The following is a 16,194-nucleotide window of genomic DNA, read 5'->3' on the forward strand; positions in this document are numbered from 1 at the left end:
CCGCCGGCGCCCGGGCGGGAAGCCCCGCCGCGACCGCGCCGGGACGAGTGCGTGCCGCGGGGTGGCCCACCGCGGACGTCGCGGTGATCGGCGCGTGCCGTGTGGCGGGTGCCCGGTGCGGCGCGGGAACGCCGGACGGCCGGGCAACCCCCGCTGATGTGTCCATCGTCACGGCGAGCCGGCCGGTGGCCGGACGAGCGCTGGGGCTACCATCGGGATTGCTGAGCATTCGGTCAGTCACACATGCCTCCGGGGGCAGACCGACACCAGGTCACTGGCCGGTAGTCGCGAATCAGCCGGCGTATTTCCGGCCAAGCTGGACATGTTCGGCAAGCCTAGGGCCGCGACTACCCAGATGCCAGCCTGCGACACCTACTTTCTGGCGCCTGATAAGCCTGACTGGCTTATCTGACTATTGAATCTCAGCTCATGCGCCGTTTACCCGCCAGCCATCGTCAATCGTGACCGTGCCTACACGTTGCGTAACGACAACGGCGGGACTCCGCCACCCAAAGGTGCCGGCAACGGCCCTCAAATTGGCCCGGTCCGACCACCACCTCCACCTTCGACCACGGGCGTGTAAACGGTCGACACGGAGGGTAGTTTTCTTACCGGCAGCATCTAACTGCTCACATCAGGTCACCATCCAGGCGTGCACCGTGAGCACGCCGCTGCGAGGTGAGGCATGTGACGACCGGATTCTCGATCTTTCTGCTCGCCGCCGGGGCGATCCTGCGCTTCGCGTTGTCCTACCGGGTGAACGGCGTCGACCTGCATGCGCTCGGATCGATCATCATGGCCACCGGCGCCGCCACCCTGTTCGTCTGCTTCATCCGGGACCTGCGCACGGCTCGCCGTCGAAGGCCGGCCCCGGTCGCGCGGACGCTGCCCCTGGGCACGCTGATTCCCCCGGAAGATGGCACCGCCGAGTGGAACTGGCCCGCCGCGGAATCCGCGCGGAGCGCCGATCGCGATGGCCCCGGATTTCGTCTCGCCGGCGATGGCACATCCTCCTGGCACACCCCCCGTCCGGGGATCCCCCGGCCCTGGGAGGACACCGGCCACCCCGGCTACGCCACCGACGCCTGCCCAGGGGAGGGCGCCGGCGACTGGCCCGAAGGTGGTAGCACCTCCGACGCGTGGTCGCACCAGCGTTGACCACACCGGCCGGCGGTCACACCGCGCCGGGCGGTCAGACCGGCCGGCGCGGGGCCCACCGCAGATCCTCACTGTCAGAGCAGATGCAGGGCGCGGGCACAGTGGACCGCGTCTCTGCGCCGGGCGACGTCCAGCTTGCGGTAGATGCTTTTGAGGTGCGTCTTGACGGTGTTCACCGAAACGAACATCTCCGCCGCGATCTCCGCGGTGGTGAGCATCGTCGGCAGGTAGCTCAGCACCGCCAGCTCACGCTCGCTGAGCAGATCAGCGGAACCCGCGGAACCAACGCGCGCTGCCCGCCGCGGGTCCCCGCCGGGCCCGCCAGCTCCGACATCAGTGCCCGCGGTGTCGGGACCGACGTGGACCGACCCGACGCGGTTGGGCACCCCCACGGCTCCCTGGACGGCGGCCGGGTTCCGCAGGCTGCCAGCGGTGGCTGTCGCCGCCGCCGACGACGACGCGCGGTCGTCGTTCCAGTACGCCGAGGCGCCCCGGGAGGCCGGGTCCGTGAGCGGCCTGGTCGGCGCAGGCACCACCACCTCGACGGGGCCCGCGACGCCAGCCGGGCCCCGCTGGCCGGTCTCGCCGCCATACCCCGCCTCGCCGCCCCGTCCCGCCTCGCCGTCACCGCCGATCGCAGTGCCCCGACCGGCCTGGCCGCCCCGGCCCGTGACGCCTCGGGTTCCCTGACGCGGCCAGCCCGACCCCGCACCGTTCGCGGCCCCTTCGACCCCTTCGACCCCTGCGGCCCCTACGGGCCCTTCCGGCACGGAGCCGGCGGCCGCGGAGCGCGGTGGTTCCAGTTCCGACGGCCCCACCGTGCCACCACCCGCCGCCTCCCGTGCCTGCGCGTGTCGCGCGGCTGGCATGCGCGAGGCGGGCAGCCCGGGCACCGGCAACCGCAGCGCGCGCCGCCGCTCGGCGGCTCGCAGGCCCGGAAGCCGAGCGGACGGCGTCCCCCTCGACGCCGCGCTCCGGTCGAGGGCCGCGACGAACTCGGGGTGGCTGTCCGTCAGCTCGGGATGAGCGGCCATCAGGCCCAACAGCTCGTCCCCGGCCTCCACGAACGGCGCGACCATCCCCTCGTCCACGGCGAGCGCCACGGCACGCGCGAGCAGCCCGCCGACTCTGGCGTGGTCGTCACGGCGGGCGGCCGCGACTGCCCCGAGCACGCAGGCCGCCACCAGTCCCGCGCCGCCGTCGTCGGCCCGCAGCAGGGGCGCGAGCACCTCCTCCGCCGACGGCACGTCAGCGCAGGCCAGGGCCGAACGCGCGAGGGAGAGCAGTACCTGCGGGTCCGTCGCCGTGCGGTCACCGGCACGCAGCAGTGAACGACGTGCTGCCTCCGGGGCGCCGGTCGCGACGAGCAGGTCCGCCTCCGCCGCCCGGCGCGCGGCCGCGCCCAGCGGCGGGGTGGGGCCGGAGCCGGCAGCGGCGAGCATGCGCCGCGCCGCACGCACCTCGTCAGGTGATCCGTGCAGGAGTCGCAGCCGGGTTTCGCACACTGTCGCGATCTCGACGAGGAACCCGGGGCTCGCAGGCGTGATCGCCCTGCGTGCCGCGGCGAGGCTGCGCTCGGCCTCGACCAGGTCGACGCGCTGCAGATGCACCATCGCGGCGGCGAGGTGGGCCTCGGGCAGACCGGGCACGGTCTGCCGCGCCGAGGCGGGCGTGGAGGCGGGCGTGTTCCGGCCCGCGGCGGCGCCTTCCACCCGAGTGACCACCAGATGTAGCTGGCTCTCGGCCTGCCGCAGCCGGCCGCGCAACGCGTACTGCAGCGCCAACGCCCCCAGGCAGGACGTCTCCACCCCGACAAGCCCCGCCCGCCGGGCGGTCGCGGCGCCCTCGTGCAGCACGCTGGCGGCCACCGAGAGCCGGCCGAGCCACAGCTCACCCCGACCGCGGGCGCACAGAGCAACCGCCCGAACACCCTCGTCCATCCGCCGCGTCGGTCGGGGCGGGCTCCTGCGCGGCTCGGCCCGCGGACCGTTCACGTCGGCCTGCGGACCGACTGGACCGACTGGACCACCCGAACCGCCCGGATTGCCCGAACCGCCCGGATTGCCCACCGCTCCCGGCATCGAGCCGGCCGGCGCAGCCTGCCCAGCTGCCGCGGTCAGCCGCGTCTGCGCCGCGCCCCCTGCCCCGGACGCGCCGGCACGCAGCAACCTCCGGGCGGCCACGATCATTTCCGTGGGCTCTCCGGCGAGCTCGGCCCGATACAGCTCCACGACGTCGATGCGTTCGACCAGCGTCCTGCGGCGAGACACGTCGTGGCGCGCCGGGCCCACCGGCAGCCCCGCGCGGGCTGACGACAGGCTCGCGGCAGCCGCCTCCAGCCGACCCGAGCGCAGGTGGGCGACCGCCAGCACCAGGTCGCATTCGGGCGACAGCCCGGACGCCCCCGCCGGCACCTCGGCCACCAGCTCACTCAGGTCGGGCTCGCCCCCGAACAGGATGTCCACCAGCGCCGAACCGTCGACGAGCAGACAGGCCAGATACCACCAGTCACCGGCGCGCAGCGCATGGCGGGCCGCGTCGGAGGTGCTGTCGTTGGCCGCGAACCACAGGGCCGCACGCAGGTTGAGCTCACGAGGGTCCTCGTCCGGGTCGCGCAGCAGCAACCCGTGCAGCATCAGCGCGAACATCCGGTTGTAGCGATACCAGTCCCAGGCCACGCCGGCGGACGACCTCGCCTCCGCCGCGGCGACCGGCGACGGCGCGACAGGCTCCAGCGGTACGAGGAATCCGCCGGTACGGGCGAACTCGCGCAGCAGGTGGACCGCACCCCGCCATGTCGACGCCAACCCCGGCGTCGGGGCAGCCGCCGCGACGGCGGTACCGCCGGGTGCCGGCGCGCCCGCCTCCCGGTACTCCGGCACACCCGCCGGAGCGCTCCGGGCGTCGATGGCGGCGACGGCCGCGGCGAGCGGGCCGGTGAGCCGTTCCAACACGCTGGTCCGGAGCAGGAACCGACGAACTGGCTCCGCGTAGTCCGCCAGGACCTCGGCCTGCAGGTAGTCAGCGATGGCGGCCCGCGGCCCGCGGGCCGGATCAAGCTCCGGCGGCAGCAGCGGCCTGCCGGATGGCAACGTGCCCTGGCCGGGGTCTTCCGCGACGGCCACGCCGACCGCGCCGGCACCAGCCACGGCGGCACCGGCACCGGCCGCGGCCTCGGCCTCGTTGGCGACATTGTCGGCCTCACCGGCCAGGGCATCGGCGGCGTCGGCAGCGCGGGCCGCGGCGAGCCGCAGGCCCACCGCCCAGCCTTCGGTCCGCTTCCACAAGGCCGCCACGGCGGGCTCGGTGACCCGCAGGCCGTGGGCGGCGAGCAACGCCGCCGTCTCATCCCTGGTGAAGGCGAGGTCCGCCGCGCCGATCTCGGTGACGGTGCCCTCGGCGCGCAGGCGGTGGACGCGCAGGACCGGCTGACGCCCGGCGAGGACCAGGCGCAGGTGCCCCGCGCCCTCGCCCACCAGGAGTTCGAGCCCGGCGATGTCCGCCGGTTCGTGAACCAGATGGGCGTCGTCGAGGATCAGCACGGCCGGCACCGGGAGCTGGGCGAGCTGGTTGACCAGCTCCCGCTGGAACCGCTCGGGGTTCGTCCCGGCGGATTCGGCTTCCAGGCGTTCGAGCCGCTCCGGGCACGGCAACGCCGCGTCACGGCGCAGTCCGCGCAGGATCTGCGACCACAGCGACACAGCTGACACGGGCGGCACCGGTACCCGGCCGGCGGGCCCGGCGGGCATGGAGGAGTGACGACGTCCGATGACGGGGTCGACGCGCAGCCACACGACGGGGTGCGGTGAGCGACCCGACCGGGCCCAGTCCGCCAGCAGCACCGTCTTGCCGGTGCCGGCGGGAGCGCACACGGCGGTCAGCGGGCCGTCGACCGCCAGGTCAAGGCGTTCCAGCAGCCTGGGCCTGGACACGAGCGGAACAGCCGGCCGGGGTGGGAACAGGCGGGCGCCGAGCGTGGGCAGTCCCCCGCCCGCAGGCGTCAGCGGCGGCCTCGGCGCCGCCCCGTCCGCATCGACGGCGGCACTTCCGGGACCGGCAGCCACCGGACCACCCGGACAGCCCTCCGCCTCCCACGCCTCGACCATGTGATCACCCCCGCTCACCGTGCCAAGGGTAGTGGTACAGCCACCCTCCGCATTCAGCAACCAGTGAGGCGGTGTCGCCCGCGAGACGGCGGGCCCAGGCGGTCACAGGGGCGTGCGATACCCGAACGGACGCGGACGGTTCCGGAAGCGCCTGGCAGGTGCGCTCTTCTCCGGAACCGTCCGCTCAGCGTCGCGGACCTGCGATCCTCGTCAGGCGGCGCAGTCGGCGCAGACCGTCCGTCGCGGGTCGGCAAGCTGGCTGCGGTGCTGCACGAGAAAGCAGCTGGTGCAGGTGAACTCGTCAGCCTGCCGTGGGAGCACGCGCAGCGAGAGCTCCTCGTCTCGGACCTCGGCGTCCGGAAGATCCAGCTCAGCCTCCAGCGCGTCCATGTCGTCGCCGAGGTCGGCGGCCGCGCCGGCGCGCTGGGCCTTCAACGTCTCCAGGCTCTGTTCCTGGAGCTCATCCTCCTCGACATCCGCGCTCCGCCGAGCGTCGAAGTCACGAGCCATGCCTCTCCTTACCTTTCCTCGTCCTCACAGACCGCGGCCTGTCGACACCGGCATCGATCCGGACCACAGGATCGAGCAAGCACCGTACCTGAACGGCATCGGCTGATCACAATAAGCAGTGGCTCTGGCCAGAGAAGTGGGCGCCAAGCAGATGTCCGCATTCCCCATGCCCCGAAGCCGGTACCCACGGCCACCAGTTCGGAACGCGGATCTCCAAAGCCGCCCGAAGGATACGGGCCAAAGAGTCGCCAGACCAAGCAGGGGCGCTTCGGCGCGGTGTCACTCCCGCCACATCCGGATCTGGATGGGTTGCGCCACGGCCCGTGATGCCCCACCTCGACGGCATGATCGGACGTCGATCGGACCGAGGCGGTCGACGAGATCGAGGTGGCGCGGACCGCTCTTCGGTGGTGTCGACGGCTCGGATGTGTCAGCACGCGTCGGCACCCCGACACCCACAAACCGGGCGATCACGGTGACGGACGGCCGGCGGCAGCGACCGGGGACAGCGACCCGACGGAGGTTGCGCCGGTCAGAGTCCGCGGGTCAGAGGTAGAGGCCGGTCAATCCGTCGTCGAGGCGAACCGCTGCGACCGCGTGGACGTCCCGTTCCCGCATCAGGATGTAGGTCGTGGAGTGCAGCTCCACCTCGGCCCGATCCTCGGGGTCGTAAAGCACCCGGTCGCCGACCTGGATCGTGCGCACGACCGTGCCGATCGCGACCACGTCCGCCCACGCCAGCCGCTTGCCCATCTGCGCGGTCGCGGGGATGACGATGCCCGCCTTCGAACGCCGGTCCGCGGAATCCTCCCGGGGCCGCACCAACACACGGTCGTGCAGCAGCCGGATCGGCAGGGATCCACTCGTCGCGTCGATGCCGACCGCACCCCCGACACCGTTGACATCGCCGGAAACTACGCTCACAGGCTCGGACCCTACCCGCCCGCGACAGCATCGCCGACCGGATGTAGCCGATTACCCCACTGCATGCCACCGGCGGCCCGCGCACCCGACCGTCGCGCCCAGACTGTCGCGCCCACCAGAAATGCCGGGGTGGGTCCGACAGCGCCCACCAGCAGCGCCGCGGGGGCCGCTAAACCACGACAGACACCCCACCAGCAACCACAGACCTACCAACCAGCCCGGATGAGGAAAGGCACCTCAACGCGGTATAAGCTGCCGCCCATCGTCATCCGGGCCCGCACGGCCGGGTGCCGCCAGGCGCGCCGGGGGGGATGCCCGGCACCCAGCAGAAGCGTCCGCGTCGGAAGCCAGGTCAGCCGATCGACACGCACGAGCCAAGGGATGGGGCAAACCAATGGCGCTGAGAATCAGTGTGGACCTCGAGGGGCTGCGCTGGGCCGACCTCTTCCGGTTCGTCGATCTCGCGAGAAGCGGCGGCATCGGTCCGGACGACCAGGTCGACGTCATCACCTACGGCAGTGACCCGATGTCGGTGAGCCTTTCCGCCCGGATCTATCCGGCGTCGGACGGTTTCCTGTCCAGCGAGCAGCCCGAGCTCGGGCCCGGTGACGGCCTGCGCGGCGCAGCGCCGCTGTCCATCGCTCCCGGCAGCGGCTCGTCCGGCGGTTTCGGCTACGACGGATCCGCCGACCGCTCCGCGTCGTCCAACGGCAACCACTACCCCTCGTTCGACAACGGAGCCGACCGCTCCGCCTCCGCGGCCGGCAACCTTCCCGCGTACGGACCGCCCGGCTACGACAGCCAGTTGGAGCGGGGCACACCGCCTCCGCCGCCCCCGCCGCCGCCGCCCTCCGGTGGATCGCACTACCCGGCCTTCGACGCCCCGACCGATCGGCTGGCAGGCCAGAGCAACGGCCAGTTCGCCGGTTTCGAGCCCGTGTTCGACCGGTCGCAGGGTGCGAAGGAGCCCGGTGGCGCGGGCGGGGTCGAAAGCCCGTACATCGAGGAGTTCGCGCGTCTCCAGGAAGGCCTGATGCGTCAGGTCCGCCGTGACGGTGAAGTCCGCCCCGACCGGACCTGACCTGACCTGACCTGACCGAGCAGTGGGGTCAGTGGGCGGATCCGCGCAACCGGCCGCCCCGCGCCGGCGGACGCACTCGCGCCGGCAGCGCACCTGATGGCCGACAGCCGCCCCCTGACCCGCGTGCCCAGCTGACCCCCGTGCCCAACCGCAGGCCGGCCGGCAAACCTGCCTGGCACCTTCGGGTAACCGGCGTCACATGCACCATTCGCATGGAGGCCGACCGCGCTCGGGCCGGACCGCCCACCTATGCCCTGACTAGGCATATTTCGGTGAAATCGGCGGCTCGTGGCAGCGACGGCGGCCCGCCCGTGCCACCGGGACGCGCTCCGCGCCAGGGCATCGGGTGAGCGCACGGAACCGTCGCCCCACGATTGTCAGCGCTGCGTGGCGACGAAAGCACACTGCACATTCAATCGCTTCCGACTCCGTACGCAGATGGTGATGATGGCGTCACCAGTTACCCGCTGTGGCGGTGCCGCCCGCACGTATCCGCCCGCAATGGTGCATGCTGCCTTCGATGGAGGACCCGCGCGTAGTCGACGTCGAGCAGTACCACGGTCAGTTGCGCTCGGAACTCGAGATGATCGCGAACGGACCGGTACTGGCCGGACCGCGGATCGTCGAACACATCAATTCGCTGATCACCTTGATTGGCCTCCATCAACCGAACGAGTTCGACCTGTGCCTGGGCTGTGACCGGCTCTGGCCCTGCGCCACCGTCGTCGCGATCACCGGCGAGCTCGAGACCACCGAGGACGAAGTACCGCCACGTCCCCTGCCGGTGCCGACGGCATCCCGTACCGGCACCGGCGAGGTTCGAGGCACGGCGCCGACCGGGCGCCCGGTCGGCGGCCAGCCTCAGGCCGCGGACCGCATGCCCACCCCACCCCCGCCTGTCGATACCGGCGCCATGCCGCATTTCGACACCGGCGCCATGCCACGCCCAGGCACCGGTGCCATGCCGGCGCCCGCGCCCGCCGCCGCCAGGGACGGCTCCCCGGCCCCGGGGATGGCCCCAGGCGGCCCTGGCGGACCGGCACGCAGACCTGTCTTCGGCGATCCGCTGGCCGGGATCCGGCGTCCGGGAGCAGGCGAGCCCCAGGCCCAGCCAGGGCAGCCTCAGCCCCTGCCAGGGCAGGCTCAGCCCCAGCCAGGGCAGCCCCAGCCCCATCCCGGGGCGCCCCAGCCGGGCCAGCCCCGGCTCCAGCCGCCCGGACAGCCCGCGCCCGGGCGCCCGCCGATGGGCGTCCCGGAGCCGGAGCGGCGATCCGGGCCGTCGCTCTTCCAGCCCGCGGCCGCCCAGTTCACCGATGGTGGCCTCGGGCAACAGCACTCCATGCCTCCACACGGGTCGGACGTCGCCAGGGATCCGCGTGAGCGTCAGGCTCCCAGCGGGCCGCCGCCGGCGCCGGCGCCGTTCCCGCGGCCGGCCGCGGCGTCCTACGATCGCCCCGCCGCCGGCCCACCCGTCGGTCCGATGGGCCAGCCCGTTCCGCCGGGTCAGCTGCCTGAGCCCGGACGCCCGGGGCAGTCCGGGCAGCCGCCGTGGGTCGGGCCGCCCACCCACGCCGGCCAGCCCACCTACACAGGCCAGCCCGCCCAACCCGGCCAGCCAGGCCGGGACGGATACCCGGACCGCAACAGCTATCCGGACCGCAACGGTCAGCCGTTCGCGCGCCCGCCTGCCGCGGCAGGCGCTGGCCGTCCGAGCGGTCCCGTTCCGACCCGGCCGAACCCGGTCGGTCCGACCGCGGACGGCCAGATCCCGACCGGCCAGATCCCGACCGGGCAGGTGCCGACCGGACAGATCCACACCGGGCAGATCCCGACCGGGCAGGTGCCGGCAGGGCGGTTCGCACCCGGGCAGGTCCCGACGGGCCCCGTTCCCAACGGCCACTTCCCGAACGGGCAGGTTCCGAACGGGCAGGCCTTCACCGGCCCGGTACCCACCGGGCAGATCCCCCGCGGACCGGTCCCTGCTGGCCAGGCTCCCACCGGGCAGATCCCGACCGGACAGATCCACACCGGGCAGATCCCGACCGGTCCCGACGCCCGCAGGCCGGAGCACCGGCAGCCGCAGGCCGCGATGCCGCCTGCCGCCGCACGTCCAGGTACGCCCGAGCCGCAGCGGCCACCCGCCGCTGCCGGGAACCCGAGGGCGGCAGCGGGTGGCGGCGACAGGGTGTCCGTACCGACGTCCCGGCCAGCACCGCCGATCTCCGGGCCGGTCGAGATGACGGCGGCGAGCATCGCGGCCGCGCGGGCCGCCGAAATGGCCCGAGCCGCCGCGGCGGCGGCTGCGGCCGGACCACAGGCTCTCCGGCCCCCGGACAACGTTCGCGGTGCTGATCGGGGAGCTCGCCCACCCGGGGGCGGCTGGCCCCCGAACGGGGCCGGCACGCGGGTCCGGAACAGCCGCGCCCGCAGGGGTCACCGTGGAGCAGCCAGGCCACCGAGCAGCGCCGTCCCATCTCTGTCGACGACTCGTGGGCCGGGGCGGGCCGCGATCCGGCTCCTCGCCTCGGCCCGGCGGGACCTGGCGGTGCCGGGCAGCCCGGCGCCGGCCTCGGGCCCGACGTCGCGGGACCGACGGTCGGCGGCGGAGGGCCACAGGGGCCACGGACGGGGCCGGCCACGGCCGGCGGCCAGGGCGGCAGTCAACCGACGAACGCCGAGCTCGAGGCGGTCGCGCGCGCCTGGCTCGCCCGCAAGGACTCCGTACTGGACGGCATCGATGTGATCTGAGTCAGCAGGACGGGCACCGACGAGTCCAGCTTCTCGTCGCCGGCGACCTCGTACCAGGAGGACACGGCGAGTCCTCCACGCAGCCGGGCCGAGACCAGGCCAGGCTGTGCCTGTCCGGGGACACGGCAGCGCCTGTCCGGGATGTGCCGCTGCATGCCGGGGGAGGTTTGAGGTCTCTCCCCGGGTGGGAGGAACGCGACGCCGGCCCCGCCGTGGCGCCGCTGGCAGGCGAGGATGGACGAGGCCCGGAGGGTGATGTGTGGCCGAAGCGCTGACCGCAGGCTTCGACCTGCACGCTGATCCACGGGCGGCTGGGCGGGCCCGTGCGCTGGTCGCCGATCTTCTCGCGGCGTGGGGTTGCTCGAGCACCTCTGAAGTCGCGAAGCTTCTTGTCAGCGAGGTTGTCACCAACGCCGTACGGTTCGTCGGGGCCCGTGAGGTGCTCCGGCTCACCGTCGAGTGCGGCTCCGGCTTCATCCGGGTCTCCGTGAGCGACGGCAGCCCGCTCCGACCGGTGCTCAGAGCCGCCCAGGATGACGACGAGTCCGGCCGCGGCATGCAGCTGGTGAGCGCCCTCGCGGAGCGGTGGGGCGTCGTCGACGACCCGCCGTCGATCGGTCGCGGCAAGCAGGTGTGGTTCGAGCTGGCGGCGAGCGACTCGGCCGCGATCGCCTGTCACGTGCACTGAGCCGTAGACGTCCTGAGCCGTGCCGGACGCACTGAGCCGTGCCGGACGTCCTGAGCCGCGCCAGGCGCGCTGGACCGTCCCGGGTGTGCCGAGCGGTCCCGGCGAAACGCCGACGCAGGTCGGATCACCCAGTCGGGGGCCGCGTGTTCGCACGGTGATCGCGACATTCACAACTGCGACTGCGCGCTACCAACTCCTCGCCATGAGTCAGCCAGAATGCGGCATATTTCTCCGTAAGCGGTAGATGATGGTTCGCATACCAGCATCCAGGTGACGACACGACGTCACGATGGGGGGCGGTATGCCGCCGCAGACGCAAGTCGTCGTGGACATCGCTTTGCTCGTCGAACTCGACGACGGACTTGTGGTCCGTGCGTCCGATGACGGCACGCTCCGCTTCCCAGGGTGCATTCCGGGCCCGGGAGAGTCGGCGCTGGCCGCCGCCGGCCGACTGTTGCGTGCAGTGCTGCCGGAGCAGGTCCCGGCCCGGCCAGCCGCGGCCAGACCGCCGCTCTCCACGCCGGCCGACACCGCCGACGCGGCGGAAACGGGGGACGTGGCCGGCATCCTGCGGTTCGCGGGCTGCGTCGAGCACACCGAGCACCTCAGCCCGGAGCATCGCCGCAAGGTCCTGACGGTGCTCTACGCCGTCACTCCCGACCCGGCGCACTATCGCGACCAGGATGATCTTCTTCCGGACGTGTTCCTGCTTCGGCCGCACGAGATCGAGTCCCAGGCCACCCTCGCGACGGTCCAGCCGACCGCGGTCGGGCGCGCGGCGCTGGTCTGGTGGTCCGAGCAGTGGGCCTCCTGGCGTGGCCACGCCGTCGAGGACGCGGAGCCGTGGTGGACGATGCTGCGCAAGTCGGTGCGCACCCTGCGCGCTCAGCTCACGGCCCGCAGTGATGTCCTGCAGGGCGAGGCCTTCCGCGACGCCGCGGTGGCCATCTGCGCACTGGTCGCGGTCGCGGACGGCTGGGTGGACCCGGCGGAGCGCGACGCGATGATCCAGTCCATCCACAGCGAGCCTGTGCTTGCCGCCTACCCTCGCGCCGAGCTGGAACAGATCTTCGACCAACATGTGGCGCGGCTGCGCCTCGATCTCGCGGAAGGCCGCCGAGTGGCACTGAACGAGATCGGCAAGGTGCGCGGTGATTCCGCCCGCTCGTGGGCGGTGCTCCACTTCGGGGCTGTCGTCGGCCGCGCCGACGGCTACTTCGATCCGGACGAGCGCCGGGTCGTCCAGGAGGCCGCCGAGGTGCTGGGCCTGAGCGCAGGCCGGCTCGCCGTCCAGGCGGTCGAGGAATGAACCTTCTCCCCGAACCGACGCTGCGTGCCCGGGTCTTCCTGACCCTCGGCAACCGCGTCGTCGTCGCGAACCACCGCGGCCAGCCGTGGTTCTTCCTGCTCGGTGAGCGCGTCGCCCCGGGTGAGGGCGTCGAGCAGGTCCTGCACCGCGTGCTGCGGCGCACGGCCGGATTCGAGGTGCGCGCCCTGGACTTCGTCGGCGGCATGGAGCGCCACGAAACCGGTCGCGGGACCGGCCACGAGGCCGCCCACGAGATCGATGTCCTCTTCGCGGGCGCCGTGCCCCGGTACGCGGAGTTCGGCAGCCGCGTCGACGAGGTCGACCTGGTCACCGTCGAGCGGTCAGATCTTCACCGGGTCGAGTTCCGTCCCGCGTACATTGGCGACGTGATCAGCTCGTGGCTGGCCGACCGCGTACCGCGGTGGTACACCGACGGGGGGTCCTCGCGGCCCCCGACCGTGGCGACTTCCTGAGTCCTCGGTCACCCGGGCGGGCCGCCGGAACAGACGCTTCGCGGGGCAGTCGCGGCCATCCAACCGTCATCTCCCGGGTACTTCACACCCAGCGGACCACCACGTCACAGTGAGTTTGGAACGCCCCGTCGCGGTGCAGGACTGCCTGGAGCGGGGTGGAGTCGCGGACAGCGGATCCACCCCGCCCCAACCCGCTGTCGGTGATGGTGCGGAGGTAGTCGGCACGAGGAGCATTCAGCCGTCGTTCAGGCACGCGACATAGCGTGAACCCTGAACTTCCGGACCGGAGGGGGTAGACATCGAGATCCCGGTCGCGATGAACGCCGACAACACGGCGGCCGCGCCGCGCGTTGTCGGGCCGACGCTGCCCCGCCACAGGCGGGCCGGTGAGCGCGCAACGGGCACGCCTCGTGCCGCAGCCGTACCGGACGAGCGTCCGGTACCGAGCCGCGCCCGCCAGGCGCAGGCCGGCCACCCGCCTCGGGAAGATGAGCTTTCCGCTCCGGCCGGCCGAGGCTCCGGCACCGGGTCCTCGCGGCCCGCGGCTTCGGTTCCCGCCGTCTTCGGCGGTGTCGACGCCACCGGCGCCGCCGCGATCGCTCTCGACCTCGGTCGGGTGCGGCCCAGGTTCGGCCTGCGCCGCACCCGGGTGCAGATCCTGGTCGCGGCCGCGCTCGTCGGGATCGTCGCGATCATGGCGACCAGATTCCGTGAGGATGTCGTCGGCAGCCTCACCGCCGTTCCCGCCCCGCGCTGGCACTGGCTCGGGGTCTGCCTGGTCGCCACCGCCGCCTTCTACATGGCGCACGGGGTTAGTGTGCGGGCGGCCAGCGGGCTGCGGATGGGCCTGGGTATCGCCACTGCGTCCCAGCTCGCCGCCGCCGCGGCGAACCGGGTGGTGCCGGCCGGGCTCGGCGCCATCGCCATCCATCTGCGTTTTTTCGAGCGACGTGGGATGAATCGACCCGCGGCCCTCGCCGCGGTGGCCTCACTCAAGGGCGTCGCCTTCCTCGTCCATCTGGCGGGCCTCGCGCTCGTCGCCGGAACCCTGCGCAGCTCAGGCGTCGGCGAGGCGGTGACGGCTCCCGTCCGGATGACGGTGAACGGAATCGGCACCGGCCCCTTCATGGCCGGCGTCGCCGTGGTGGGCGTGGGTGTGGGCTCCGCCGTCGCCCATCCACGGGTGCGGTGCCGCGCACGGCCCGCCATGCGGGTCTTCCGCGGGCACCTCAAATCGCTGGCCCACTCACCGGGGCGAACCGCCGTGCTCGTGACCGGCACCGCCGGAACGAAACTCGCCCAGGTCGTCGGCATGGCAAGCGCGGTGTGGGCCTTCGAGGGCGAGCTGGACCTGGCCACGATCACCGCCGTGTACCTGGTCGGTTCCGCCGTCGCCGGCGCGGCTCCGACCGCGGGGAACGTCGGCGCCATCGAGCCGGCCCTGGTCATCGGCCTGACCGCCTCCGGCGGCGCCGGCCCGGCGATGGTCGCCGCGGTGCTGGTGTATCGCCTGATCAGCTACTGGCTCCCGATCATTCCGGGCGTGACCGCGCTGGCAGTGATGCGCCGCCGCGGAGACCTCTAAGCGCCTCGAAGCCGCGCGGCTCGAACGCCGCAGCCCCATCCCGCACCGCCACACAGCTCCAGCAATTCACCCCAAGAGCGAAAGAAGGGCGAGGAGTCGCCTGACAATCCGCAAGAGTTGAGGATTCTGGTCGCCAAAACGACCACGATCCTCAATGCTTGCCCGTCAGCAACGTCGGATCCGGGTCCGCGGGTCAGATCCCGGTGGAGCCCTCCGCGGACAGGTTGAGCTGGCGCAGCACGGGCGTGTCTCGCTCGAAGCCGAGCTCCGACACAGCGGCGGGCACGATCACAAAACAGGCACCCGCGGTCGGCGGCAGCCGAAGCCATCTGGCGATCAGCACGCGGAACATGTGGCTGTGCCCCACAAACGCGACATCGCCGCGCTCCAGCCAGGGCCGCACCGTGGCGAGCACCAGATCGGCACGCCGCCCGATCTGTTCGACGGTCTCTCCCCCCGGCACCTCGCCGGTGAACACCGACCAGCCCGGACGGTCCCGGCGGATGGCCGGCGTCGTCAGGCCTTCGAGGTCCCCGTAGTCCCACTCGGCGAGATCCGGCCACACGGCGCGGTCCGCGACAGTTGGTTCGGTGGCCAGGAGCCCCGCCAGGTCCGCGGTGCGGGTCGCACGCAGCCGTGGGCTGGTGGCCACCAGCACGAACCGCCGCCCCGCCAGGAAGCTCCGCAGCGCCGTCGCCTGCCGCTCCCCGTCAGCGGTCAGGGCGATGTCGGTTCGTCCGGTGTGGCGCCCGGACCGGCTCCACTCGGTCTCGCCATGACGGATCAGAGTCAGTACGCCGGGCCCACCGGACGCGGCAGACGCACCGGACGCACCAGCTCCTCCGGCTCCTCCGGACGCACCAGCTCCTCCGGACGCACCAGCTCCTCCGGAGGCACCAGCTCCTCCGGGTGCTCCGGGCGGGTTCACCGCCTCCGGCGCCGCCGCCGAGCTCCCACGACCAGCAGGAGCACCGCCGACGCCAGCGCGACCCTCTCCCAACGGACCGTCCGCACGACCTCAGTCGGCACGCCCTCGCCGGATATGCCGGAGCTGCCCGCGGCCGCCAGCCCGCCTTCGGCGTCCTGATGCCCTGCCCGACCGCCCAGCAGCGCCGCGGGCCGTGGCGACGACCCGGCCGGAACGAGGCGCTCGCGCAGCTCGCCGACCTTCACACGGATCTGTTCGTTCGCGCGCTCCGCCACCCGCCTGGGGCTGACGATCTCCGCGATAGCGTCGACGGTTTCAGCCAGCTCGGCGCGGGTCTGTTCGATCTGACGCTGGATGACGGCCGGATCCTGCGGCACCGATGTCGCCCTCTCGGTTCTTGTGCGGGTGGACGGGGCCGGGCTGACGACCCGACTCGATCGTGCCAGACCAGCCCGTCCCCAGCGCGACGAAACGACGCTCCGCTGGCCGGGGCCCGGCCCGTCCATCCACCCCACGCGCGGGCAATCGCCCTCTTTGTCCTGGTCAACCTACCGACGGCGGCCGCCGGACCGATCGGGTGTGAGATGAGGCCCGGCACACCCTGATCGGGGCCGGCTCGCATCGATCGGGGCCGCCCCCGCCGCCCGCGCGGCCTCGTGCGCCCGCACTGCCTGCGCCGCGCCG

At 72.9% G+C, this 16,194-nt stretch carries 13 protein-coding genes and 1 pseudogene; 6 read left to right on the plus strand and 8 right to left on the minus strand.

Annotated features, from left to right (window positions below; translation table 11 throughout):
• Positions 1-241, minus strand: a pseudogene (locus tag FREUN1FDRAFT_RS47075) (DNA-binding response regulator); the annotation flags it as partial.
• A gap of 446 nt (positions 242-687) precedes the next feature.
• On the opposite strand from FREUN1FDRAFT_RS47075, the gene FREUN1FDRAFT_RS33265 reads away from it, so the two are divergent.
• Complete coding sequence (locus tag FREUN1FDRAFT_RS33265; protein WP_006544745.1) at positions 688-1,158, plus strand: DUF6458 family protein; 471 nt, start codon at positions 688-690, stop codon at positions 1,156-1,158.
• A 74-nt stretch (positions 1,159-1,232) separates the two neighbouring features.
• Here the strand turns inward: FREUN1FDRAFT_RS33265 and FREUN1FDRAFT_RS45495 are convergent, their stop codons facing one another.
• The 3 genes from FREUN1FDRAFT_RS45495 to FREUN1FDRAFT_RS33280 all read right to left on the minus strand — a co-directional run bounded on the left by FREUN1FDRAFT_RS45495 (position 1,233) and on the right by FREUN1FDRAFT_RS33280 (position 6,698).
• On the minus strand, positions 1,233-5,264 hold the full coding sequence (locus FREUN1FDRAFT_RS45495) for a LuxR C-terminal-related transcriptional regulator (RefSeq protein ID WP_006544746.1): 4,032 nt from the start codon (positions 5,262-5,264) through the stop codon (positions 1,233-1,235).
• A 210-nt stretch (positions 5,265-5,474) separates the two neighbouring features.
• Positions 5,475-5,774, minus strand: a complete 300-nt coding sequence (locus FREUN1FDRAFT_RS33275) for a DUF4193 family protein (protein ID WP_006544747.1) — start codon at positions 5,772-5,774, stop codon at positions 5,475-5,477.
• Between the two features lie 546 nt (positions 5,775-6,320).
• Entirely contained in the window at positions 6,321-6,698 is a 378-nt protein-coding gene (locus tag FREUN1FDRAFT_RS33280; protein WP_006544748.1) for a co-chaperone GroES, read from the minus strand.
• Positions 6,699-7,092: 394 nt separating this feature from the next.
• Here FREUN1FDRAFT_RS33280 and FREUN1FDRAFT_RS33285 point away from each other — a divergent pair, with 394 nt between their 5' ends.
• Entirely contained in the window at positions 7,093-7,779 is a 687-nt protein-coding gene (locus FREUN1FDRAFT_RS33285) for a hypothetical protein (protein WP_006544749.1), read from the plus strand.
• Between the two features lie 460 nt (positions 7,780-8,239).
• Here the strand turns inward: FREUN1FDRAFT_RS33285 and FREUN1FDRAFT_RS33290 are convergent, their stop codons facing one another.
• Positions 8,240-9,109 (minus strand): hypothetical protein, encoded by an 870-nt coding sequence (locus FREUN1FDRAFT_RS33290; protein WP_157475704.1) that lies wholly within the window; start codon positions 9,107-9,109, stop codon positions 8,240-8,242.
• A gap of 1,330 nt (positions 9,110-10,439) precedes the next feature.
• Entirely contained in the window at positions 10,440-10,592 is a 153-nt protein-coding gene (locus FREUN1FDRAFT_RS44505; RefSeq protein WP_006544751.1) for a hypothetical protein, read from the minus strand.
• A 194-nt stretch (positions 10,593-10,786) separates the two neighbouring features.
• Between FREUN1FDRAFT_RS44505 and FREUN1FDRAFT_RS33300 the strand changes: the two genes are divergently transcribed.
• The 4 genes from FREUN1FDRAFT_RS33300 to FREUN1FDRAFT_RS33315 all read left to right on the plus strand — a co-directional run bounded on the left by FREUN1FDRAFT_RS33300 (position 10,787) and on the right by FREUN1FDRAFT_RS33315 (position 14,582).
• A complete protein-coding gene (locus FREUN1FDRAFT_RS33300) occupies positions 10,787-11,215 on the plus strand; it encodes an ATP-binding protein (protein ID WP_006544752.1) in 429 nt (142 codons plus the stop codon).
• A gap of 325 nt (positions 11,216-11,540) precedes the next feature.
• Positions 11,541-12,524: a tellurite resistance TerB family protein gene (locus tag FREUN1FDRAFT_RS33305; protein WP_232295527.1), complete on the plus strand. Its 984-nt coding sequence runs from the start codon at positions 11,541-11,543 to the stop codon at positions 12,522-12,524.
• The gene (locus FREUN1FDRAFT_RS33310) at positions 12,521-12,997 is read left to right on the plus strand and encodes an NUDIX domain-containing protein (protein WP_006544754.1); all 477 of its coding nucleotides are present in this window, start codon (positions 12,521-12,523) and stop codon (positions 12,995-12,997) included. Before FREUN1FDRAFT_RS33305 ends, FREUN1FDRAFT_RS33310 begins: the two co-directional genes overlap by 4 nt.
• A gap of 316 nt (positions 12,998-13,313) precedes the next feature.
• Positions 13,314-14,582 carry a YbhN family protein gene (locus FREUN1FDRAFT_RS33315; RefSeq protein WP_006544755.1) on the plus strand — a complete coding sequence of 423 codons (1,269 nt, stop codon included), beginning with the start codon at positions 13,314-13,316 and terminating at the stop codon, positions 14,580-14,582.
• A gap of 193 nt (positions 14,583-14,775) precedes the next feature.
• On the opposite strand, the gene FREUN1FDRAFT_RS33320 is transcribed toward FREUN1FDRAFT_RS33315, so the two are convergent.
• Together FREUN1FDRAFT_RS33320 and FREUN1FDRAFT_RS33325 are read right to left on the minus strand one after the other, a co-directional pair.
• A complete protein-coding gene (locus FREUN1FDRAFT_RS33320; protein WP_035955988.1) occupies positions 14,776-15,375 on the minus strand; it encodes a histidine phosphatase family protein in 600 nt (199 codons plus the stop codon).
• 131 nt (positions 15,376-15,506) lie between these two features.
• Positions 15,507-15,887, minus strand: a complete 381-nt coding sequence (locus FREUN1FDRAFT_RS33325) for a DUF3618 domain-containing protein (RefSeq protein WP_006544758.1) — start codon at positions 15,885-15,887, stop codon at positions 15,507-15,509.
• Between the last annotated feature and the right edge of the window lie 307 nt (positions 15,888-16,194).

It is taken from the genome of Parafrankia sp. EUN1f (assembly GCF_000177675.1).
Taxonomy (GTDB): Bacteria; Actinomycetota; Actinomycetes; order Frankiales; family Frankiaceae; genus Parafrankia.

What these genes read in the sequence shown, in the direction of transcription:
- FREUN1FDRAFT_RS33315 (WP_006544755.1), top strand. Translation starts at nt 13,314, where the DNA reads ATGAACGCCGACAACACGGCGGCCGCGCCGCGCGTTGTCGGGCCGACG.
- FREUN1FDRAFT_RS33275 (WP_006544747.1), bottom strand. Translation starts at nt 5,774, where the DNA reads ATGGCTCGTGACTTCGACGCTCGGCGGAGCGCGGATGTCGAGGAGGAT.
- FREUN1FDRAFT_RS33310 (WP_006544754.1), top strand. Translation starts at nt 12,521, where the DNA reads ATGAACCTTCTCCCCGAACCGACGCTGCGTGCCCGGGTCTTCCTGACC.
- FREUN1FDRAFT_RS33285 (WP_006544749.1), top strand. Translation starts at nt 7,093, where the DNA reads ATGGCGCTGAGAATCAGTGTGGACCTCGAGGGGCTGCGCTGGGCCGAC.
- FREUN1FDRAFT_RS45495 (WP_006544746.1), bottom strand. Translation starts at nt 5,264, where the DNA reads ATGGTCGAGGCGTGGGAGGCGGAGGGCTGTCCGGGTGGTCCGGTGGCT.